The sequence below is a fragment of the Pseudotamlana agarivorans genome (genome assembly GCF_018860245.1).
Taxonomy (GTDB): domain Bacteria; phylum Bacteroidota; class Bacteroidia; order Flavobacteriales; family Flavobacteriaceae; genus Pseudotamlana; species Pseudotamlana agarivorans_A.
Genome location: NZ_JAHKPD010000001.1, coordinates 65,873 through 89,545 on the forward strand (window position 1 = coordinate 65,873; position 23,673 = coordinate 89,545).

19 protein-coding genes and 1 riboswitch are annotated in these 23,673 nt (G+C 35.4%); of the genes, 3 read left to right on the plus strand and 16 right to left on the minus strand.

Translation table 11 applies throughout. From position 1 onward, the window contains the following. Window positions 1–153: 153 nt before the first annotated feature. From KO493_RS00285 to KO493_RS00310, 6 genes are all read right to left on the minus strand, one after another. Window positions 154–3,477 carry a proline dehydrogenase family protein gene (locus KO493_RS00285; RefSeq protein WP_216065957.1) on the minus strand — a complete coding sequence of 1,108 codons (3,324 nt, stop codon included), beginning with the start codon at window positions 3,475–3,477 and terminating at the stop codon, window positions 154–156. Between the two features lie 390 nt (window positions 3,478–3,867). Then, a complete protein-coding gene (locus KO493_RS00290) occupies window positions 3,868–4,398 on the minus strand; it encodes a porin family protein (protein ID WP_216065958.1) in 531 nt (176 codons plus the stop codon). 141 nt (window positions 4,399–4,539) lie between these two features. Further along, a complete protein-coding gene (locus KO493_RS00295; RefSeq protein WP_216065959.1) occupies window positions 4,540–5,622 on the minus strand; it encodes a bifunctional 3-deoxy-7-phosphoheptulonate synthase/chorismate mutase type II in 1,083 nt (360 codons plus the stop codon). A gap of 10 nt (window positions 5,623–5,632) precedes the next feature. Beyond that, complete coding sequence (locus tag KO493_RS00300) at window positions 5,633–6,484, minus strand: prephenate dehydrogenase (RefSeq protein ID WP_216065960.1); 852 nt, start codon at window positions 6,482–6,484, stop codon at window positions 5,633–5,635. 2 nt (window positions 6,485–6,486) lie between these two features. Then, window positions 6,487–7,632 carry a pyridoxal phosphate-dependent aminotransferase gene (locus KO493_RS00305; RefSeq protein WP_216065961.1) on the minus strand — a complete coding sequence of 382 codons (1,146 nt, stop codon included), beginning with the start codon at window positions 7,630–7,632 and terminating at the stop codon, window positions 6,487–6,489. Then, window positions 7,629–8,456: a prephenate dehydratase gene (locus KO493_RS00310; protein WP_216065962.1), complete on the minus strand. Its 828-nt coding sequence runs from the start codon at window positions 8,454–8,456 to the stop codon at window positions 7,629–7,631. Before KO493_RS00310 ends, KO493_RS00305 begins: the two co-directional genes overlap by 4 nt. Before the next feature lie 335 nt (window positions 8,457–8,791). Between KO493_RS00310 and gldA the strand changes: the two genes are divergently transcribed. The 3 genes from gldA (at window position 8,792) to KO493_RS00325 (ending at window position 13,121) form a co-directional block, all read left to right on the plus strand. Next, window positions 8,792–9,688, plus strand: a complete 897-nt coding sequence (gldA, locus tag KO493_RS00315) for a gliding motility-associated ABC transporter ATP-binding subunit GldA (RefSeq protein WP_216065963.1) — start codon at window positions 8,792–8,794, stop codon at window positions 9,686–9,688. A 152-nt stretch (window positions 9,689–9,840) separates the two neighbouring features. Next, window positions 9,841–11,931, plus strand: a complete 2,091-nt coding sequence (gene pta / locus KO493_RS00320) for a phosphate acetyltransferase (RefSeq protein WP_216065964.1) — start codon at window positions 9,841–9,843, stop codon at window positions 11,929–11,931. Window positions 11,932–11,933: 2 nt separating this feature from the next. Then, window positions 11,934–13,121, plus strand: coding sequence for an acetate/propionate family kinase (locus KO493_RS00325; protein ID WP_216065965.1), 1,188 nt, complete (start codon window positions 11,934–11,936; stop codon window positions 13,119–13,121). On the opposite strand, the gene KO493_RS00330 is transcribed toward KO493_RS00325, so the two are convergent. The 10 genes from KO493_RS00330 to KO493_RS00375 form a co-directional block, all read right to left on the minus strand. Continuing rightward, window positions 13,107–13,853: a head GIN domain-containing protein gene (locus tag KO493_RS00330; RefSeq protein ID WP_216065966.1), complete on the minus strand. Its 747-nt coding sequence runs from the start codon at window positions 13,851–13,853 to the stop codon at window positions 13,107–13,109. The genes KO493_RS00325 and KO493_RS00330 overlap by 15 nt on opposite strands. Next, entirely contained in the window at window positions 13,850–14,947 is a 1,098-nt protein-coding gene (locus KO493_RS00335) for an acyloxyacyl hydrolase (protein WP_216065967.1), read from the minus strand. Before KO493_RS00335 ends, KO493_RS00330 begins: the two co-directional genes overlap by 4 nt. Window positions 14,948–14,980: 33 nt before the next feature. Further along, entirely contained in the window at window positions 14,981–15,937 is a 957-nt protein-coding gene (gene metF / locus KO493_RS00340; protein WP_216065968.1) for a methylenetetrahydrofolate reductase [NAD(P)H], read from the minus strand. Between the two features lie 123 nt (window positions 15,938–16,060). Continuing rightward, window positions 16,061–18,760 (minus strand): methionine synthase, encoded by a 2,700-nt coding sequence (gene metH / locus KO493_RS00345; protein WP_216065969.1) that lies wholly within the window; start codon window positions 18,758–18,760, stop codon window positions 16,061–16,063. Next, complete coding sequence (locus KO493_RS00350) at window positions 18,757–19,119, minus strand: four helix bundle protein (RefSeq protein WP_216065970.1); 363 nt, start codon at window positions 19,117–19,119, stop codon at window positions 18,757–18,759. Before KO493_RS00350 ends, metH begins: the two co-directional genes overlap by 4 nt. Before the next feature lie 34 nt (window positions 19,120–19,153). Continuing rightward, on the minus strand, window positions 19,154–19,447 hold the full coding sequence (locus KO493_RS00355; RefSeq protein ID WP_216065971.1) for an antibiotic biosynthesis monooxygenase family protein: 294 nt from the start codon (window positions 19,445–19,447) through the stop codon (window positions 19,154–19,156). A gap of 96 nt (window positions 19,448–19,543) precedes the next feature. After that, the gene (locus tag KO493_RS00360) at window positions 19,544–20,551 is read right to left on the minus strand and encodes a homocysteine S-methyltransferase family protein (RefSeq protein WP_216065972.1); all 1,008 of its coding nucleotides are present in this window, start codon (window positions 20,549–20,551) and stop codon (window positions 19,544–19,546) included. Window positions 20,552–20,603: 52 nt separating this feature from the next. Next, a riboswitch (SAM riboswitch) is annotated at window positions 20,604–20,716 on the minus strand. 107 nt (window positions 20,717–20,823) lie between these two features. After that, complete coding sequence (gene cysM, locus KO493_RS00365; protein WP_216065973.1) at window positions 20,824–21,714, minus strand: cysteine synthase CysM; 891 nt, start codon at window positions 21,712–21,714, stop codon at window positions 20,824–20,826. Further along, window positions 21,704–22,441, minus strand: a complete 738-nt coding sequence (gene epsC / locus KO493_RS00370; RefSeq protein WP_216065974.1) for a serine O-acetyltransferase EpsC — start codon at window positions 22,439–22,441, stop codon at window positions 21,704–21,706. Before epsC ends, cysM begins: the two co-directional genes overlap by 11 nt. Before the next feature lie 174 nt (window positions 22,442–22,615). Continuing rightward, window positions 22,616–23,671, minus strand: a complete 1,056-nt coding sequence (locus tag KO493_RS00375) for an NAD(P)/FAD-dependent oxidoreductase (RefSeq protein ID WP_216065975.1) — start codon at window positions 23,669–23,671, stop codon at window positions 22,616–22,618. Window positions 23,672–23,673 lie beyond the last annotated feature (2 nt).

Below are 23,673 nucleotides of genomic sequence, written 5' to 3' on the forward strand. Positions count from 1 at the left end.
GTATTATATGGTTAAATATGGTATTACTGCAAATTAACAACTTTTAAGCTTAAGAAATAACAATAATCTTTCCTTATCGCTGTTCAAAAAAAAAACCTCGAAACAGGGTTTCGAGGTTTTACTATAAATTTTGACTTTAATTATAAAGTCTTTTTATTCATAAAATCTAGGTTTCTCATTTGGGTTATACTCAGCACCCATTAAGTTACCATAACGGTGGTAGTTATGAGAATAACTCTGCTCAATTAAATAATTAAGCAATTCTATACGTCCGCTATTTCTTGGTTCGTCTTTATATACATGAATGGCATTTTGATGACATCTAATTAAGAAGTGATCTGATAAAACCCCCAAAGTTCTTACACAGGTAAAATCTTTAGGATGGTGCTTTAAAGCATTTCCACAGGTATCCTTAACTACAGGAATGTTTAAAAATTCTGCGATGTACTCAATTTTATCAATATGCTTTTGCGGCGTGTGTACATCGTAAAACAATAAAATTTCCTTGTACGTATTGTAACTACAAATATTAGATTGACCACGTAGATTTACATAATCTATTTTTTTACTAAACAAGGCGTCGTACCATTTTTGATAATCGGCTTTCCAGTCGGTAACCTTAGAGTTAATATTAGTAAACTGAAGCACATAATTAATACCACCGGCTTTCATACCAAAACCAAAGCAAGAGGCTTTAATCCCCCCAAAAGGCTGTCTTTCTACAATAGCTCCAGTTGTAGACCTGTTAACATATTTATTACCAGCTTCTATATGTGTGTTCCAATACTCGATTTCATTGTGATCTAGAGATTCTAAACCAGCTGTTAATCCATAATCTACATTATTAGCAATATTAACAGCATCTTCTAAATCCTTAGCCTTTACTACTGATAGTATAGGCCCGAACAATTCATTTTGATACGGATAATCATCGGTAGTTACGTTCCAAATAATCCCAGGTGTTAACATGTGATTTCCGTTTAATTTAGGTTTTACTAACCATTGATCGTCCGGCGTGTTACGAATAACATGTTTTAACTTCTCTGATAACTGTACAGCTAAGGGGCCAATTTCAGTAGAATAATCCCAAGGATTTCCAAACGTTTTACTTTTGGCCGAATCTTTTAAAAGCGCTTTAAACTCTTTATCGCCAAACACATCTTCGGTTAAAATCAACAATGAGGTCGCAGAGCATTTTTGCCCAGCATTACCAAAGGCAGACTGCACAATATTTATAGCAGCTTGTTCTTTATCGGCTAAACTGGTTACTATCGTACTATTTTTTCCGCCCGTTTCGGCATATAAATTTAACTGCGGATTTCTTTCTAATAAGAAGTGTGCCGTGTCTGTTCCTCCCGTTAAAATAACAGCATCAAAAATATTACCAGTACTTAGAAAGTCATCAAGAATGGCTTCTTCACAAGGTAAAAAGTATAAGGCATCTTTAGGAATTCCAGCTTCCCATAAACATTTGCAAACTAAATAGGAACAAGCAGAAGCATTAGTAGAAGGCTTTAAAATCACCTTTTTACCGGCCGCTAAAGACGCTAAAGCGCCACCAATAGGAATGGCAATAGGGAAATTCCATGGCGACAACACCAAGTTAACACCTACATCGTCACTAGTGAATTCTTTAGCTATATCTAGAGCACTTTCGGCGTAAAAGTTAGCGAAATCAATCGCTTCAGAAACCTCAACATCAACTTCTTTAACGGTTTTACCTAATTCCGCTACAGCGACACCTATTAAATCTGCTCTGCTTTTTTCTATTTCTACCGCAGCTTTTTTCAATAACTCTGCTCTTTTTTCTACGGAATAATCTTGCCATTCACTGGTATTATCAATGGCTTTTTGATAATCTTCCTTAATAGACATTTCGTAATCCCATGGTGGCGTACCAGACCAGTTATTTACTTTTACTGTATATCTCTCATTATTATCTAAATCGCCAACAACAGGAACTGTTTTTCCAATAATATTTTCTGGTGTTTCCCAATCGGTTCTAATTTTTTGAGCCCATTCAATATTCTGTGGCAAGTTCCAATCGGTGTTAGGTACATTATGAAAACCTTCCATAATTTGAGGCACTTCTGTATTTCTGTCCTGTTTTCTATTAGGCGTGGTATCTAAGTTTTGCATCAAAGAAAGTGAATACAAAAATTCATCTTTTAACTCATGCCATTTCTCAGACCCAACTTCTAAATCGTAACCTTCCTTTAAAAAGTTTCCAGGTTGCGTTCCTTCATCTAGTCTTCTTACTAAATAAGCGATAGCTGCATTGTATTGATTTTCTTTAACAGTAGGTGTATATAATAATAAATGTACTTTTTCAGCCAATAAATTATCAACGGTTTGATTGGCCATACCTTCTAGCATTTCAAAATCGACACAATCTTCTAATTGATTTTCTTTAACCAAATTTAAAGCATAAGAAATATCGAATATATTATGAGATGCTACACCAACATTAACCACCCGCGCTGAATCTGAAGTTAGCATTTCTGCTAAAATTTTCTTGTAATTGGCATCGGTTTCAGGTTTAGTACTGTAAGTTGCTAATGGCCAATCTTCAATAGAAGATTCTGTCATTTCCATTTCCATATTGGCACCTTTTACTAATCTTACTTTTACACAAGATCCGCCGTTGTTTACTCTTTTTTGAGCCCAAGTATATAGTTGACGGTAATAGTGAATCATTTCAGGTATATAAGCCTGCAAAACAATACCTGCTCTAATATTTTTATAGGCTGGCAAGGATAAGGTTTTCATAAAAACATCGAATGTTATTTGCAAATCCTTGTACTCCTCCATATCCAAGTTTACAAACTTTTGAACACCTGTTTCCTTTTCAATCCTTAAAATTTCATCGTAAAACATAGCCAGTCTGATGGATAGTTTTTCAACAGTGTCTTCGTGTGCTAGGGATGAAATTTGAGAAAAAATGGTTGAAATCTTAATTGAGATGTAATTCACATCCTTTCTATTTAACAGGGCCAAATATCCTAAAATTCTTTTCTGAGCTTCATCTTCACCAATTAAGGCTTCACCAATAAGGTTTACATTTAATGTAATCTTCTGTTCTTTTCGTTTTTGAGCATGCTTTTTAAACTTTTTACTATTGATAAAAAAAACGACATCACTAGAAGTGGCCTGAATTTTTTTAAGCATTATAGACACACTTAACGAAGGCACTACTTTTCCAACGACTGTGAACGACTTTAACAAGGCATTTTCCACTGGAGTAAACAAAGATTCGTAATTCTTTTTTGTATTTAACAAGTAGATGACATGACCCGCAACTTTTTTATAATTTTTAGACCTAAAAGCAACATCCATCATCTGGATTAAAAAGTGCTTGCTTTCGGGTTCGTCTATAATAGTTTTAAGTCGATCTGCAAAAGGATTTTTCTTAGCAGAACCTTGATTTGATTGCAGTTTTTCTGCAAGCTTCAATGTGTTTTCAGTAGTTCTATCCATATAATTTATCAATTTAAAAAATTGGCGACAAAGCCAATTTAAGATGATGGTTATTTAGAATAAGGTTCTTAGATTTTATAAAGTACATATTCTAATATGACCAACCTAAGCTCTCAGACCGCAAATAAATAACTTTTACGATTAAGATATTAACCCGAAAGAAAATATTAACAAAACTTTAAATATACTAATAAATATGAAAGCGAAAAACGGATTTATTATTCAATATTAAAACATAATAAACTTAAAAACATAACAATTAACAACATTTTTGAAAGTGAAATTTCAGTAAAAGATTAGATTATAGTTGAGATCTATTTTTTGCTACTGAAAAGTTCTAGACTGAGTATGAGCCGATAGTAGTCCTCATTTTTAAAATGAATAGCTCCTTTAGAACTTCTTCCCTACACCAACACTAAGGTTCCATGAACTATATTCTTCTTTAAAGTCATAGTTAAATGAAGGTAATAGTAACCAAGATTCACCTAAATCTATTTTATACTCAGTGGTTAAACGGAAAACAAATAAGTCTTTATTACCTTCAAACTCTATAGCTGGACCTGCCATAACTCCCCAGTGTTCTGAAAGTTCGTAGCCTGCTATAATACCCACTAAAAAAGCATTCTCTCGATCGAGTTGGTCGTCATTAAAGTCTAATGAGTAATCACCCAACTCTAAATCCATGACAAAGCCTAAAACCCATTTTTCGTTCAATTCTCTAAAATAATCGATACCAATTGTAAGCACAAAAACAGGACCTTCTTCTTTACCATCTTCAAAAGCACTTGGAATATGGGTATAACCAATAACAAAATTGATTTGATTTTTATTCTCACGAACTTCAAATTCACTGTTTTCCTGCGCAGAAAGTTGTATGACAAAAAAGGAAAAAACAATTAAGGAAAGTAAGACTCTTTTCATAATACGTGATTTAAGATAAAAATAGCTCAACTAATTTAATCAAAATACTTATGAATAAAAAGCTCAAATAAAAGAGATCAGATATAAAAAAAAAGCCCTCCAATTTGGAAGGCTTTTTCTAATATTAGAATCCTAATTTTATTATGATTGAAGGATTTTTTCTTGGTGATTGATTGATTCTTGGTGAATCGCTTTGAACATTTTTAAAATGAATTCTTCACTTAAGCCAAATTGTTCTCCTTCAATAACCATTTTACCTAAAATCTCATTCCAACGTTTTGATTGAAGAACAGCAACGTTCTTATCTTTTTTCAACTGACCAATACCATCGGCAGCTTTCATACGTTTTCCTAATAATTCTATAATCTGATTATCTACAACGTCAATTTGAGCTCTTAAATTCTCTAAAGCATTGTTATAATCTTCTCCTGCATTTGTTTCTTTTCTAATTTTCAAATCTCTCATAATTTGAACTAAAGTAGAAGGTGTTACTTGCTGTGCAGCATCACTCCATGCATTTTCTGGATCGTAATGTGTTTCAATCATTAATCCGTCAAAGTTTAAATCTAAAGCCGATTGAGACACATCAAAAATCATATCTCTTTTTCCTGTAATGTGCGACGGATCGTTAATTAAAGGAATGTCTGGGAATTTATTTTGAAACTCAATAGCTAATTGCCATTCTGGGTTATTTCTATATTTAGTTTTCTCGTAAGTTGAGAAACCTCTATGGATCGCTCCAATGTTTTTCACGCCTGCTGCATAGATTCTTTCAATACCACCTAACCATAAGGCTAAATCTGGATTTACTGGATTCTTAATTAAAACAGGTTTATCAGTACCCTCCAAAGCATCTGCAATTTCTTGCATAATAAAAGGACTTACTGTAGAACGTGCACCAATCCATAATAAATCTACATCATGCTCTAAAGCTAATTTTACGTGCGCTGCGTTTGCAACCTCCGTACAAATTTTCATTCCTGTTTCAGCTTTTACTTTCTGTAACCATTTTAAACCTAAAGCTCCAACACCTTCAAACATTCCTGGACGTGTTCTTGGTTTCCAGATTCCTGCTCTAAAATAAGTGACATCAGTATCTTTTAACTCATGTGCAATTTTTAAAACTTGCTCTTCGGTTTCAGCACTACATGGTCCTGCAATTACTAGTGGGTGATCTAAATTTAGATCATCTAACCACTTTCTCATTTCTTTGTTGTTTTCCATAATTTTACCCTTAACTAATTCCTTTTAAAATATCTTTAATATGATTTGTACTTTCCATCTCACTAAAAATTGCATCAAAATCATCTTTTTGCATCAATTCTTTAAATTGCGTGAGGTTGTTAATATATTCTTCTAATGTCTCAATAACATTGGTTTTATTTTGCTTAAAAATGGCGGTCCACATTTCTGGAGAACTTTTTGCCAAACGTACTGTCGATGCAAATCCACTGCCCGCCATATCGAAAATATCACGTTCATTACGCTCTTTTTCTATCACTGTTTTTCCCAACATAAACGAACTAATGTGCGATAAATGCGATACATAAGCAATATGTTTATCGTGTGCCTCTGGGTTCATATAACGAATACGCATCCCTATATCTGCAAACAACTTCAGTGCTTTCTCTTGTAACTTAAACGTGGTTTTTTCAACCTCGCAAACAATATTTGTTTTCCCAATAAACAAACCAGCCAATGCTGCTGTTGGCCCAGAATGTTCGGTACCTGCAATGGGGTGCATGGCTAGAAAATTTCTTCGTCTTGGATGATCTTCTACGGCCTTACAAATATCTACTTTTGTTGACCCCGCATCTACAACCAACGTCGTATCAGATATTTTATCTAAAACAGTAGGCAGTAATTTTACGGTCGCATCAACAGGGATCGAAATAATAACCAAATCGGCATTTTCAAGATCGTCTAAAGTCGCCTTTTTATCTATTATATTAAGCTCAAGTGCTTTGTCAAGGGTACCATCTCTTCTACTAATACCATGAATAATCGCATCAGGATTATTCTTTTTAATATCGATAGCAAGACTTCCTCCTATTAAACCAACACCTATTGCATATATATTTTTCATACTTATTTAACTCTTGCTATGGTTTCTTTAATAGCAACGTTTGTTGCGCATAATGAAAACCTGATATATCCTTCTCCTTGAGTTCCGAAAACGGTTCCAGGTGTGATGAAAATATTTTTTTCAATTAAAATTTTATCTATAAAAGCTTCCGATTTCTCTCCTTCTGGCAATTTGGCCCAAACGAATAATCCTGATGCATTTTTATCGTACGTACAGTTTAAAGCATCGGCTAATTCCCATACTAGTTTACGACGTACTTCATATACTTTATTAAGTTCTGAGTACCACTTATCTGAACATTTTAAAGCTTCAATAGCTCCTTTTTGTATGCCGTAAAACATACCAGAGTCCATATTACTTTTCACCTTTAAAATATTGTTAATATGCTCTGCAGACCCCATAACCATACCAACACGCCAACCAGACATATTGAAGGTTTTACTCAATGAATTGAGTTCCAAGCAAACGTCTTTAGCCCCTTCAATTTCTAATAAACTCTTAGGCGCATCGTTTAAAATGAAACTGTACGGATTGTCGTTTACAACTAAAATATTGTGGCGTTTTGCAAAAGCTACTAATTCTTCAAATATAGATTCTGAAGGTTTTGCTCCCGTTGGCATGTGCGGATAGTTTACCCACATGACCATCACTTTGCTCAAATCCAACTTTTCTAAAGCTTCAAAATCTGGCATCCAATTATTTTCAGCATCTAAATTGTAAAGCACGCCTTTTGCTCCCACCAAATTGGTAACCGATTGATAAGTTGGATACCCAGGATTCGGAATTAAAACTTCATCACCTTCATTTAAGTAGGCCATAGAAATGTGCATGATCCCTTCCTTACTTCCCATTAAAGGAAGAATTTCGTTTGTAGGATCTAAAGTTACGCTAAACTGTGTTTTATAAAACTGAGCCATGGCTTCACGAAGCTCTGGCAAACCTTGATAACTTTGATATTTATGCGCGTTCGGACTTTTAAAACTTTCAGAAATAGCTTCTACCACTTCTGCTGGAGGCGCCAAATCTGGACTTCCAATACCTAAACTGATAATCGGTTTACCGCTTGCAATAAGCGCCCCTACTTCTCTTAATTTTTTTGAAAAGTAGTATTCTTCAACCGTCTGTAACCGATTTGCTACTTCAATCATAACTTCGCATTTTTATATTCTCCTAACACTTTAAAAGCATCGCTCATAATTTCTATGAGTGCTTTAGCTTTCTTGAAATCTTCGTAATTATCAAAAGTAACATCCACGAAAAAAGCATATTTCCATGGGGTTTCTATAATTGGTAATGACTGAATTTTTGTTAAACTCAATCTGCAATCACTCATCACGTTTAAAATCGCTGCGAGACTTCCGCGTTTATGGTTGGCTTCAAATTTTACTGAAGCTTTATTTATTTCATTTTCTGGAACCACCGAATTCTTACGCTTCACAATAACAAAACGGGTTTCATTATGTTTTATCGTCTGAATACTTTCTGCCAGAATATCTAATTCAAAAATTTCAGCAGCCGCTACACTAGCTATCGCTCCAATACCTATAAGTTGTTTTTCTTGAATACGTTCTGCCACCTCGGCCGTATCTTTATCTTCCACTAACTTAATATGAGGATGCTTTCTAAAAAATTGTTTACATTGTAATAAAGCCATAGGGTGTGAATACACTTCCTTAATATCTTCAATACTTTGCCCTTTTAATGCCATTAAATTATGTTGAATATCCAGATAATGCTCTCCAACAATATGCAACTCATTTTTATCAATTAGCGCGTAATTAGGGATTATTGACCCCGCAATAGAATTCTCTAATGCCATCACTCCAGCATCACTTTCTTGCGTGATTAAAGAATCTACCACGCTATCGAATGTCATACACTCAATAGAATCTACCGGATTATCAAAAAATTGCTGGGTAACAATATGATGAAAAGATCCTCTTACGCCTTGTATGGCAACTGTTTTAATCAATTTTTAAACTTTTATTAGTTTCTTAAATTATAGCACTTTTCATTGTAATCCTTAAACAAAAAAAAGTCTCGATTTTCATCGAGACTCATATCATTAATTTATGTTTATAAATTATACATACAACGCCTCGTTTCTTTTGCTAAAAAAGAAATAGTTGTTAAAAAATGTATAATATACTGTTGTTGTCATAATTACGGCGCTAAAGTAATTATAATTTCGAGAAATCAAAACACATTAAAATGTTTTTTATAGTTTAATGAAAAGTTTTAAAGATTTTACAGTAAAACTTCCTTTACATTAGATATTCATTTATTTTTGAATAAATAATTTTAATTATGTCTATTGAAGTCGTCGGTGTTTCAAAACTTTACGGAAATCAAAAAGCCCTTAATAACATTTCATTTCATGTAGGTAAGCCAGAAATTGTTGGATTTTTAGGCCCTAATGGCGCTGGCAAGTCAACTTTAATGAAAATTTTAACCACCTACATCAAGTCCAATAATGGACAAGCACTTGTTAATGGCTTTGATGTGAGTACAAACCCCAAGGCAGTACAGCAAAGCGTTGGCTACCTCCCAGAGCACAACCCTTTATATTTAGAACAGTACGTTAAGGAGTATCTAGATTTTAATGCCCAAGTTTATAGAATAAGCAAGGAACGTATTAATGAAGTCATAGAATTAACAGGCTTAACTCCTGAAGCTCATAAAAAAATCGGACAATTATCTAAAGGGTATCGCCAGCGTGTTGGTTTAGCCAATGCTTTATTACACGATCCCGATGTGCTTATTTTAGATGAACCCACTACAGGGTTAGATCCCAATCAATTAATTGATATTAGAAATCTCATAAAAACAATAGGAGAAACAAAAACGGTTTTTCTTTCTACGCATATTATGCAGGAAGTAGAAGCCATGTGTGACCGTGTTATTATTATCAATAAAGGTGAAATTGTAGCCGATAAAAACTTAAAAGACCTTAGAAACGAAGCCGAACAAGTGGTTATCGTAGAATTTGATTACCGCATAGAAAATGCCTTTCTACTCAAACTACCTAAAGTGGAAAGCGTTGTAAATACATACGATTTTGTTTATGAAATCACCTTTAAAACCACGCAGGATATGCGTTCCCATGTATTTGACTTTGCACACGACAACGCATTAAAGATTCTTCAGCTTAATCAAAAAAACGCCAGCTTAGAATCTCTTTTTAGGAATTTAACATCAGAATAACTATCTTAAATTCCGATTATGACAAAAATCATCTTTATCCAGACAACTACCTACTAATTTTGCCAAAGGAAATAATCCTTTAGCAACCTAAATTGATTCATTTAAATCAAAAATGAAATAAATTAATCTTGTTAAATTAGAAAATAAACAACATGAGTAAAGGTATTTATGTAGCAACTATTGAACCTAACAGCGGAAAATCTGTTGTAGTACTTGGTTTAATGCGAATGCTATTAGGGAAAACAGCAAAAGTAGGATACTTCAGACCTATTATTGAAGACACTGAAGATGGTGAAGTAGACAACCACATTGACACGGTCATGTCTTATTTCGAAATTGATATCAATTACAAAAAAACATTCGCTTATAAGCGTAGTGAAGTCCTTGATTTATATAACAAAGGCAAAGCCGGAGATGTTATTGATGAAGTGATTAAAAGATATAAATATCTGGAAGAGCGTTTTGATTTCATTCTTGTAGAAGGTACAGACTTCTCTCATGAAAATTCTAGTATAGAATTAGACATTAATATGCTTATCGCTAAAAACTTAAGCCTTCCTGTAATTCTAGTTTCACGTGGTGACAATTTACCAATCTCTGAAATTACCGACAATGTACAATTGGCTTATGATACTTTTAAAGAGGAAGTAGATGTACTTTCTATCATGACTAACAAAGTTGCACCAGAAGACGTTAAAGCACTTAAAGGGCAACTTGAAGCGCGAATTATTGGAAATACAGACATTACAGTTATTCCTAAGATAGAGAGTTTAGCAAACCCAACGATTAAAGAAATCATCAAAACTGTTGAAGGTGAAGTGCTTTTTGGCAAAGAGATGTTAAACAATCAAGCCGATAGTGCCATTTTAGGAACCATGCAATTGCGTAACTTCTTAACACGTATTAAGGACGATTGTTTAGTTATTACTGCAGGTGATAGAGCTGATATAATTTTAGGAGGCTTGCAAGCTCATATATCGAAAAACTACCCCAAAATTGCAGGAATTGTTTTAACCGGAGGTATCATTCCTGAAGATAGTATTTTAAAGTTAATCGAAGGTTTAACAAGTGTTGTTCCAATTATAAGTGCTAAAGAGGGTACATTCTCGATAACCAATAAAATTGGAAAAATTAAAACAAAAATTTACGCCGATAACATCGAAAAAATAGAAACTTCTATTGCAACGTTTGAAAAACACGTAAATACAAATAAACTGTCTAATGATTTAATCACTTTTAAATCTGGAATTTTCACACCTCGAATGTTCCAATACAATTTATTACAACGTGCTTTAAAAAACAAAAAACATATTGTTTTACCAGAAGGTTATGACGAACGAGTTTTAAGAGCTGCTGCAAGATTAATAGATGCACACGTTGTTGATTTAACTTTAATTGGTGAAAAAGACAAGATTCAAGAGGTAATTACAAGACAAGATATTCCATTAGATTTAAATGATGTTAATGTGGTTATGCCACAACAATCAGAGCATTATGAAGATTACGCTAATACGTTTTACGAATTAAGAAAACATAAAAACGTAAATCTTCAAATGGCTAAAGACACCATGTGTGATGTGTCCTACTTCGCCACGATGATGATCTATAAAGGTCATGCAGATGGTATGGTTTCTGGTGCGGTTCATACTACACAACACACCTTAAGACCAGCGCTGCAATTTATTAAAACGAAACCTGGTGTAAACATTGTGTCTTCTGTATTCTTTATGTGCTTAGAAGATCGTGTATCTATATTTGGTGATTGTGCCATTAACCCGAATCCTAATGCAGAACAATTAGCTGAAATCGCTATTTCATCTGCACAAACGGCTCAAGATTTTGGTGTAGAACCTAAAGTAGCACTATTATCTTATTCTTCTGGTTCTTCAGGAAAAGGAGAAGAAGTGGATAAAGTAAGAAAAGCAACTGAAATTGCTAAAGAAAAAGCGCCTCATATGAAAATTGAAGGGCCTATTCAATACGATGCTGCAGTAGATATGCGTATCGGAAAAAGCAAATTACCAGATTCTGAAGTTGCAGGACAAGCGAGTGTATTAGTTTTCCCTGATTTAAATACAGGAAATAACACTTACAAAGCCGTGCAAAGAGAAACTGGTGCCTTAGCTATTGGCCCTATGTTACAAGGTTTAAACAAACCGGTTAACGATTTAAGTAGAGGTTGTACTGCAGATGATATTTACAGTACAGTAATAATAACAGCAATTCAAGCTCAAGATATATAAAAATGCAAGTACTTATTTTAAACTCAGGAAGTTCATCACTTAAATTTCAATTGTTTTCTATGCCAGAAGCCACTATTTTATGCTCTGGACTTATAGAACGTATTGGTATGGATGATGCAAAATTCATTTACAAAACGGATAATGACAAGATTGAACTTGAAACCCCTATATTAAACCATAAAGAAGGTTTATCATTATTATCTGAACAACTTTTAGACCCTAAAACAGGGATTATCAAATCGGCAGACGATATTGATATTGTTGGGCACCGTGTGGTTCAAGGGGGATCTCTTTTTGATAAAACAACTGAGATCACACCAGAAGTTAAAGAACAAATAAAAAACCTTTTTAGTTTAGCACCACTTCACAACCCTGCAAATTTTGAAGGTATTGAAGTTGCTGAAACTATTTTCTCTAAAGCGAAACAAGTGGCCGTTTTCGATACAGCATTCCATCAAACCATTCCAGAACAAGCGTATCGGTATGCGATTGCTAAGGAATTTGTTACGGAACACAACATTCGTTTATACGGTTTCCATGGAACAAGTCATAAATACGTATCTGAAAAAGCCATTGAATTTCTTGGTAAAAAAGAATCAAAAATCATTACGGTTCACCTAGGGAACGGATGTAGTATCACAGCAGTAAAAGACGGTAAAAGTGTAGACCACTCTATGGGGTTAACACCTTTAGACGGTTTAATTATGGGAACACGTTCTGGGGCTATCGATCCTTCAGTTGTTTTTCACTTGGCTTCGAAATTAGATTATAGTCTAGATGAAATCAACACCCTTTTACAGAAGAAAAGTGGTATGCTAGGATTAACTGGTTATAGCGATTTAAGAGATATTCAAGCTGAAGCTGCTAAAGGCAATAAAGAATGTCAGTTAGCATTAGAAATGAATACATACCGTATCAAAAAATACATTGGTAGCTACGCCGCTGTTTTAAACGGCATTGACGCTATTGTATTTACGGCAGGTATTGGTGAAAACTCCGATCTAATTCGTGAGATGGTTTGTGAAGATATGGATTACTTCGGATTAGAATTAAACAAAGAAGAAAACAAGAAACGTTCTGGCGATATTCGTGAGATAAGTTTACCATCTTCTGAAACAAAAATTCTTATCATTCCAACAAATGAAGAGCTAGAAATAGCGAAACAATCGGTAGATTTATTCAAAAATTAATCGCCCTTTATAAACTTCTTCAACCTCTACAATTGGAGGTTTGTTAACAGAAATAATATCACCCGTACTCGAGATCTTTCCTTTAAGTTCTTGGTACGGGTTTATTATGATGTCATTTGAACTTCTATTATAAGCCCATACTTTTTGAGCAAGCAATTCACGACCTTCAAAACGTGAAGTCCCAGAAGCAAAAGTCACACTCAAACTTTCCGTTTGCCCTTTTACATAGGCGTTGGACAAATTATTAAAGACAAACCTCAAACTGGCATTGTCTACTTCTAAGTAAAAATCGGCATTGGTATAAGTTCCTGGTGCACCATAATCCTCAGATAAAATCGTTAACTGTGGATAGGTTAAAACGCCATCCGATTTTATATCATGTTGGGTCGAACTCCTAATTTCCGTAATGTTTGGAGCCGTAATATATACTTTAGTCGATCCATATTCACGAATATAATTACAACTGTTGTTATCCGTCAAGGTCAACTTACCACTTTCAACAATGGCTGTTACATCAGGCAATAAGTTTTTCCCGGTTTCAATAATTACTTTTTGAGAGGCACCTTCCTTAATAATGAGTTCAATATCTTTATTTACAAAAATAGTTTCAAAAGCATCCAGTTGGATTTCCTTTTGAACAAAGTTTCCAGTGGTTTGAAAACAGTTGTTTGCCGATTCGCTATCGCAAGCTAAAAGAAACCCTAAAAAACATATGTAAATTAACTGCTTCATATCCTGATTCCTACTCCAAATTCAACCGATTCTGCTTTAGCTCCATGAGATTTGATACTTATTTTACAAAACATCTTTTTCCCAAAATATTGTTTCATCCCGAGCCTAAAATACACACGCCCCTCAAAGTCATAAGGATAATAAGCATAGTATCCAAGCTGACCGATTAAGGACAATTTATTAATAAATAATTCGTGTCCTACAAAAACACCAACGCGTTTATAATCTTCATCTCCAGAAATATTTTCTTCGGGATAGGCCACACTATAATATTCAATAAGTTCCTTTAAAGCTCTAGTAAAGAACACTTCTGTCCCTAGCTGAAAGGCACTCTTTCTAGTAATACGTTTATCTACCGCCGCCGAAAGGGTATAAAACGGAAACTGTCCGCTACCCACCACATCACTTTCCATGATACCTGTTGTAAAAGTGAAGTTGTACCTGAAAGGCTCTGTGAATTTCCTGTCGTTTTCAGTCAAATTATACTGATATTCTAACGGCTGCTCATCAATATTATACGTAACACCAACATTTAACAAAAAGGAATTTGTACTTGTATTTGGAGACTTAAAACTCCCGTTTGAATAATGAATAACAGTTAATCCTGCTTGCAAACCAAACCGATCGAAAACTCTTTCTTTTCGGTAGTTAAGCGTCAAAAAAGTACTACTTAATAAATGGGAACCAAAAGCTACATTTCGGTAATTAGTTTCCTTATCGTATGGGCTATCAGTGTACGCCATACCTTGCCCCAAACGTAACATTAAATGTCTTTTTAAAAAGTATAGATTGTAGTGCGCGTATAATGCTGCTAAACTTCCAAGATACGCGTTTTTCATGTTTTGGTACGCGTAAGTTACCCCAAAATCAGGATAATTATACCGTTGTTCCCAGTCTTCAAAACCAAACGTTTTGCGGTTCCAACTCAACATAAAACCTTCCGGGTGGCCCGTAATTAAATGGGATATATCCGGGTTGTGTTCAGCTATATTTCCGTAAAAATAATTTAAATCTACTGTAGAAGTATGTGTTTTATCCTGTCCAAATCCCAGGACACAAAACAAACAACATAGGCAAAATAGATAATACTTCATCAACAGATTTATATTCGGCAAATGTAAATGCAATTAAAACAATGCCGATGCTATCGCTTGCACGTTGTCACTTTTCCCCATTGAATAATAATGCAAAAAAGGCACACCTGCATCTCTAAGTTCTTTAGATTGCTGAATAGCAAACTCAATACCTACTTGACGCACGGCCTTATTGTCTTTACAACCTTCAACCGCTTCAATAAGTGTTTCTGGTAAATCAATTTTAAAAACCTGAGGCAAAATTTGTAAATGACGTTTCACGGCTAAAGGTTTAATGCCTGGAATAATAGGAATCGTAATACCAATTTCTCTAGCCTTAGCAACGAAATCGAAATATTTCTGATTATCAAAAAACATCTGCGTCACCACGTAATCAGCTCCTGCATCTACTTTTGCTTTTAAGCGTTTTAAATCGGTAGTTAACGACGGGGCTTCCATGTGTTTCTCAGGATAGCCAGCCACACCAACACAAAAATCGTAGTTGTGTTCTACCTTAATATCATCGTGTAAATACTGACCTTTATTTAAGTTTGAAATTTGCTGAACCAATTCACTAGCATAAGCATTCCCGTCTTTTGTTGGGATAAAATAGGACTCATCTTTTCTAGCATCGCCACGAAGCGCCACCACATTATCAATACCTAAATAGTGACAATCTACCAATACGTATTCCGTTTCCTCTTTAGTAAACCCGCCACAAAGCAAGTGAGGAATCGCATCCACCTTATATTTGTGCATAATAGAAGCACAAATACCAACAGTTCCCGGACGCATACGCGTAATGCGTTTTTCTAGAAGTCCGTCGCCCTTATCAACATAAACATACTCTTCTCGAGAAGTTGTTACATCAATAAATGGTGGTTTAAATTCCATTAACGGATCGATATTATTGTATAAATCCTGAATGTTTTTCCCCTTTTGCGGAGGAATAACTTCAAAAGAAAATAATGTTTTTCCGTTTGCTTTTTTTATGTGATCTGTTACTTTCATAGGTCAGCCCCTTAATCCCCAAAGGGGAAACTCTTACTCGGGCAAAATAAGAATTTTTGGTTTGTTATTTTATTTAATTTCTAAACACTACCAGTTCCTCCCCTTCGGGGAGGCTAGGTGGGGCTACTCCGCAATATTCGCGTGTAACCACTTTCTAGCCTTATCCTTTGGAATGCCTTTACGTTCGCAATAATCACTTACCTGGTCGTCGGTAATTTTACCTAAACCAAAATACTTCGCTTCCGGATTCCCGAAATAATAACCAGAAACCGCAGCTGCTGGCCACATGGCTAAACTTTCAGTAAGGGTCACTCCTATTATTTTTTCAACATCTAAAAGTTCCCAAATGGTTTCTTTTTCTAAATGATCTGGACAAGCAGGATATCCTGGTGCCGGACGAATACCTTTATAACTTTCTTTAATTAAATCGTTGTTAGTTAGTTCTTCATTTGCAGCATAACCCCAATGTTTCACACGAATTTGCTTGTGTAAATATTCAGCGAACGCTTCAGCAAATCTATCGGCGATGGCCTGTGCCATAATACCGTTGTAATCATCGTCTTTAGCTCTATAACTATCGGCTAATTCTTGTGCTCCAAAAATCCCTACACAAAACGCTCCCATATAATCTTTTTTACCAGAATCTTTAGATGCTATAAAATCCGCTAAGGCATGATTAGGGATCCCTTCGCGTTTCTTCAATTGCTGACGCAAGGTTCTAAATACAGCGATTTCTTCGCCTTTCTTCTGAATGGAAATATCATCATCGTTTATAGAATTCGCTTCAAACAATCCGAAAACAGCTTTGGCCTTTAACGATTGCTTGGCAATAATTTCTTGAATCATGGCCTGGGCCTCTTCATACATAATCGTGGCTTGCTCCCCAACAACTTTATCGGTTAATATATCAGGAAATTTACCGTGTAAGTCCCAACTTCTAAAAAACGGACTCCAATCTATAAACGGTACTAATTCTTTTAAACTAATTTGTTTCAGCATCTGAACCCCTAACTCATTAGGTTTTACAATTTCAGAAGTCTCCCAATCAATTTTATATTTACGCTTACGCGCTTCTTCTATTGATATGTATGATTTTTCTTTACCACGTTTTAAAAACTTGGTTCTAAACTCATCGTAATCGGCTTTCATCTTCGCCACATACTCGTGTGATGATTTTTTATTCAATAAATCACCAACCACAGTCACAGCACGAGAAGCATCGTTCACATGCACTACAGCATTATTGTACTGCGTATCAATTTTCACCGCGGTATGCGCTTTTGAAGTTGTTGCCCCACCAATTAACAATGGCAATTCAAAATTATTACGCTGCATTTCTTTAGCCAAATACACCATTTCGTCTAACGATGGTGTAATTAATCCAGACAAACCAATAGCGTCTACACGCTCCTTAATAGCGGTTTCTATAATTTTTTCTGGCGGTACCATAACCCCCATATCTACAATCTCGTAGTTGTTACACGCTAAAACAACGCTTACAATATTTTTACCAATATCGTGTACATCACCTTTAACGGTAGCCATTAAAATTTTACCAACAGGCTCATGCTTATCGGTTTTTTCCGCTTCAATAAACGGATTTAAATAACCAACAGCTTTTTTCATAACACGTGCCGATTTCACCACTTGAGGCAAGAACATTTTTCCTGCACCAAATAAATCACCAACCACGTTCATACCAATCATTAAATGACCTTCGATAACATCAATAGGTTTTTCGGCTTCTTGTCTTGCTTGCTCGATATCTTCAATAATAAAAGCATCGATTCCCTTTACTAAAGCATGAGTAATTCTATCTTGAATCGGGTTTTCACGCCATGATAAATCAACACCTTTTTCTGCCTTAGAACCTTTTACGGTTTCAGCGAAATCTAATAATCGCTCAGTAGCATCATCGCGACGATCGAGCATCACGTCTTCGATATGCTCTAATAAATCCTTTGGAATGTCATCGTACACCTCTAAGAGCGCCGGATTAACAATGCCCATATTCATACCCGCCTGAATGGCGTAATATAAAAACACAGAGTGCATGGCTTCACGCACGCCATTGTTTCCTCTAAAAGAAAAAGACACGTTACTCACACCACCACTCACACTCGCATTTGGTAAGTTTTGACGAACCCATCGTGTGGCTTCAATAAAATCTATGGCATTCCTACGGTGCTCTTCCATTCCTGTCGCTACAGGAAATATGTTTAAATCGAAAATAATGTCTTCGGAAGGAAAACCAACTTCATCCACTAAAATATCATACGAACGTTTCGCTATTTCTATACGGCGCTCGTAATTATCGGCTTGACCAACGTCATCAAAAGCCATTACAATCACGGCAGCTCCATAACGTTTTATCAGCTTGGCTTCTTGGACGAACTTCTCCTTCCCTTCCTTTAAAGAAATAGAGTTTACCACACATTTTCCTTGTACCACTTGCAGTCCTGCTTCGATTATTTCCCATTTGGAACTGTCAATCATAATCGGCACACGACAAATATCTGGTTCGGCAGCAATTAAATTCAAGAAACGAACCATCGCTTCTTTACCATCAATTAAACCGTCGTCAAAATTTATATCGATAATTTGTGCACCACCATCTACCTGATGTCTGGCAATATCTAAAGCCTCATCAAATTTTTCTTCCTTAATTAAGCGAAGAAATTTTCGAGATCCAGCCACGTTAGTACGCTCTCCTACATTTATGAAATTGCTGTTTTCGTTTAGAACTAGTGGTTCTAAACCTGACAGCTTCATATATTTCGATTGGTTAATGGTTGCTCGTTTTTGGTTATTGGTATCACTCATACTAATAATTTCTTGTAATAATTAATAAACCCGTTAAGCAATTTTTTGCAGGTTTCTATTTGAGGTAAAATAGCATTTAGGTTTTCTTCTGAAAGAAAATTTAAATCGTTTGATAGATATAGTTGGGTTTCTAATTCATATAAAGAACCCCGAGATACATACAAAAAACGAATACTATCTTTCGGTGTTTGCCTTCCACACCCCTCAGCTATATTTGATGGAATAGAAATCGAACATCTTCTAATTTGATTTGTTATTCCATACACTTCTTCTTTTGGATAATTTGATGTTACTAAATAAACTTTACTAACTAGTTTTCTAGCTTCCTTCCAAATATCAAGTTCAATATATGATTTCATTTCTTACTTATATCTTTCTAAAAACTAATAACTATTAACTAAAAACCTCAGAATAATGTTCTACTGTTGGAAAGGGCTCGTAAAAATGGTGCAATAAAGCTTTCCATTGTTGATAGTCGTCAGATTGTCTAAATCCGATTTCATGATCTTCGATTGTCTCCCAGTTTACTAATAATATATATTTATCATCTTGCTCTACACACTTTTTTAATTGGTGTGAGACATAGCCGTGCATTGATGAAATGATTTTTTCTGCTTTTTTGAAATTAATTTCAAATTCAGCTGAAAGTCCTTTTTTTACATTTAATATCGCTACTTCAAGAATCATTTTTTATTTTTTTTAGCCCTTTCTGGTTTTAAAAAGCTGAAAGATCTTTCGCTTTCACTCACCCTTATTTGTAACGCGTGATGGCATTAAGAGCTATTATGAGATTCCTGCTTCCGCAGGAATTCTAGGTTTATATTTGGCGGCCAACTTTGCTATTACGCTAATGTGGTCTGGCGATGTACCGCAGCAACCTCCAATAATATTGATTAAATTCTTCTTTAAATACTCTTCTATTTGTTCACCCATTTCTTCTGGTGATTCATCATACTCGCCAAAAGCATTTGGTAAACCGGCATTGGGGTGTGCTGAAATGGCAAAATCAGTTTTATTCGCAATCGCTTCTAAATGCGGTTGTAATAAATTCGCCCCTAAAGCACAGTTAAACCCAATAGACAACAATGGAATATGAGATACTGAAATTAAAAAAGCTTCCGCCGTTTGTCCTGAAAGTGTTCTTCCAGAAGCATCGGTAATCGTTCCGCTTAACATCACTGGAATATCTATACCGCGTTCCTCCTTAACCTCTTCAATCGCAAATAATGCGGCTTTGGCGTTTAAAGTATCAAACACCGTTTCAACTAAAAGTATATCGGCACCACCATCCATTAAAGCCTCTACTTGCTGCTTGTATGCGATGCGCAACTCATCAAAAGTAACAGCACGGTACCCAGGGTCGTTCACGTCTGGCGACATACTAGCTGTACGGTTTGTCGGTCCGATTGAACCTGCTACAAAACGCGGTTTGTGTGGTTCTTTCGCTGTGAATGCTTCTGCGACTTCTTTAGCAATTTTAGCCGATTCATAGTTTAATTCATAAACCAAATCTTCCATCTGATAATCGGCCATAGCGATGGTTGTACCAGAAAATGTATTGGTTTCCACGATATCTGCTCCAGCTTCAAAATACTTGGCATGAATGGTTTTGATAGCTTCAGGCTGTGTGATAGAAAGCAAATCGTTATTACCCTGCAATGGTGTTGGGTAATCTTTAAAACGCTCACCACGAAAATCGTCTTCAGTGAATTTATAGGCTTGAAGCATGGTACCCATAGCACCATCTAAAACCAAAATTCGCTCTTTTAAAGCCTGTTGTATGTTTGACATTTTTTGATATTATTTTTAAGTATAATATCATCAAGAAAAGTAAAATCACTCTTCGTTATCTTTCCAATAATTTTTAATTATCAGTAGAACGTAGCACCTTCTTTACCAGATAAAGGGTTGCCAAGGCTTCAACGGGTCTAATCCCTCATCCTTTCTTGATAACATTAATACGTTAATGAACAAAATTCAATACTCTAATAGTTATTGATTTCGCGAACAAAAATACTAACTATATTCCTTTATTCACAGGAAATTGATAAAAATTGCAACCGCTATTCAAATAGGGTTGATGACAGGTAACGATCCCCACGATCGCAAATAACGGCAACAATAACACCTTCCTCTAAAGTTTCGGCAATTTTTAAGGCACAAAACACAGAACCGCCACTGCTCATTCCGGCAAATACACCTTCTTCTTTGGCTAAATTGATGGTGGTTTGTTTAGCATCTTCTTCCGAAACATCGACAACGATATCCACTCTTCTAGGGTCGAAAAATTTAGGCACATATTCAGGCGACCATTTTCTAATCCCTGGAATTCTTGCCCCATCGGCAGGCTGTGCGCCAACAATGGTTATATTTTTATTTTGCTCTTTTAAAAAGGTAGAAACCCCAGTTATGGTCCCTGTGGTTCCCATAGCTGAAACAAAATGTGTTATTTTATGATTTGTAGCTTCCCAAATTTCAGGCCCTGTCGTGTGGTAATGTGCTTTCCAGTTATCTGGATTCTCAAACTGATTGAGCAACACATACCCTTTTTCATCTCTGAGTTTGAAAGCCAAATCGCGCGACCCCTCAATACCAACATCGGCTGGGGTTAAAATCACCTCAGCACCGTAAGCGCGCATGGTTTTCACACGTTCTTCGGTAGAGTTTTCAGGCATAATCAACACCATATTAAGCCCTAGTAACTTGGAGATAAAAGCTAAAGCAATACCTGTATTTCCGCTAGTCGCCTCTACTAGAGTGCCTCCTTTTTTAATATCTCCACGTTTTAAGGCTTCATTAATCATATGAAAAGCAGGACGGTCTTTTACACTTCCTCCAGGGTTGTTTCCTTCTAACTTTAAAAACAAGCGAACGCCTTTTTTCGAGATAAGGTGCGTGGCTTCCACTAATGGCGTGTTCCCTATTTGACCAATTATACTGTTTTTATATTCCATTCTTCTTAGGTCTAATTTTTATTTCTGTTTGATAAGTTACCAACGAATTTTCAGGAACAGATTCTGTGATCCAAACATTCGCTCCAATAATGCTATATGCTCCAATAACAATATCGCCTCCCAAAATGGTAGCGTTTGCGTAAATGCAAACATTATCCTCAATGGTAGGATGACGTTTTGTAGACGCTAAATTTTTAGACACAGAAATACCACCTAGTGTTACCCCTTGATATATTTTAACATTTTCGCCAATAATACTTGTTTCTCCAATTACAATCCCTGTTCCGTGATCGATGTAAAAAGATTTCCCAATAGTTGCCCCCGGGTGAATATCTACCCCTGTAATGCCATGAATATATTCACTCATCATTCGTGGTAAGATGTGCACGCCTAGTTTATAAAGCGCGTGACTTAACCTATAAATAGAAATGGCATAAAACCCTGGATAGGCCAAGTAAATTTCGGCTAAGGAATGTGATGCTGGATCATTACTTTCAAAAGCAATAGCGTCTAAATCCAATGTTTTTCTAATTTCAGGAAGTTCCGCTTTAAATTTTTTCCAAATCTCCTCGCCATTCTCAATCTCTAACTTGGATACAATTTTAAGAAATTTTTTCTCTAAATATTTACCATGCGCTTCTTCTTGCTCGCAGTCAAACAAAGAATAAAACAGTCTTTTAGTAAATGTTTTCGCGGTGTCTTTAAGGCAAACGTTATAACTTTTCATATGTGCTATATGCTTTATTAGTCTTAATGATTTTTGTTTATAAATGTAAAACTTATCCTTTTAAATCCTCCTATTTTAAACACTAAATCCTACAAGGTTTTTACAAACTTTGTAGGATTAGAATATTATTTTAACAGCTTTTAAATTCAAATCTAAAAGGCTGAATTGAACTTATTAATTAATAGCTTGTACAACAGCTTTTGGGGCCTCTTTACGAGAACCATCAAAACCATCTACACCAGAAACTGTAGTATATTTTAAAATATTTTTCTTCCCTGGATGTATAATTTTATATGCGGCTTGACACATGATAGTCGCCTCATGAAAACCACAAAGTATCAATTTTAATTTCCCTGGATAGAAATTACCATCACCAATAGCAAAAATACCTGGGATATTCGTTTGATAATCTAAGGCATTATTAACCTTAATGGCATTTTTTTCAATTTCTAATCCCCAGTTGGCGATAGGTCCTAATTTAGGTGATAACCCAAATAAAGGTATAAAATGATCGGTTTCTAAAGTAAAAGGCTCTTCTCCTTTTTTTGTGATTTCAATACCTTCAACCTTACCATCTCCGATAATATCTGTAACTTCAGCGGGTGTAATCAAATTAATTTTTCCTGCATCTTTTAATTCTTGCACTTTTTCTACAGAATCTAAATGCCCTCTAAATTCATTACGTCTATGAATAAGCGTCACACTTTTTGCAACATCGGCTAAAAAGATTGACCAATCTAAAGCAGAATCTCCACCACCAGCAATGATGACGTTTTTATCACGATACACTTCTGGTTCTTTAATCATATACTCCACACCTTTGTCTTCATATTGAGCAAGGCTCTCCAACTGTGGTTTTCTAGGCTCAAAACTACCTAAACCACTAGCAATAGCAACCACTTTAGCGTGATGCTTTGTTCCTTTATTAGTAGTCACTATAAAGGTACCATCCTCTTGCTTTTCAACCGTATCTGCACGTTCACCTAAAGTAAAACCAGGTTCAAACTGTTTTGCTTGCTCAAGTAAGTTTTTAGTTAAATCTCCAGCTAAAATTTCAGGAAATCCAGGAATATCATAAATTGGTTTTTTAGGATATAATTCTGAACACTGTCCGCCAGGTTGTGGCAACGCATCAATTAAATGGCATTTCAGTTTTAATAATCCAGCTTCGAATACTGTAAATAGTCCTGTTGGCCCCGCGCCAATTATTAGTATATCTGTTTCAATCATTG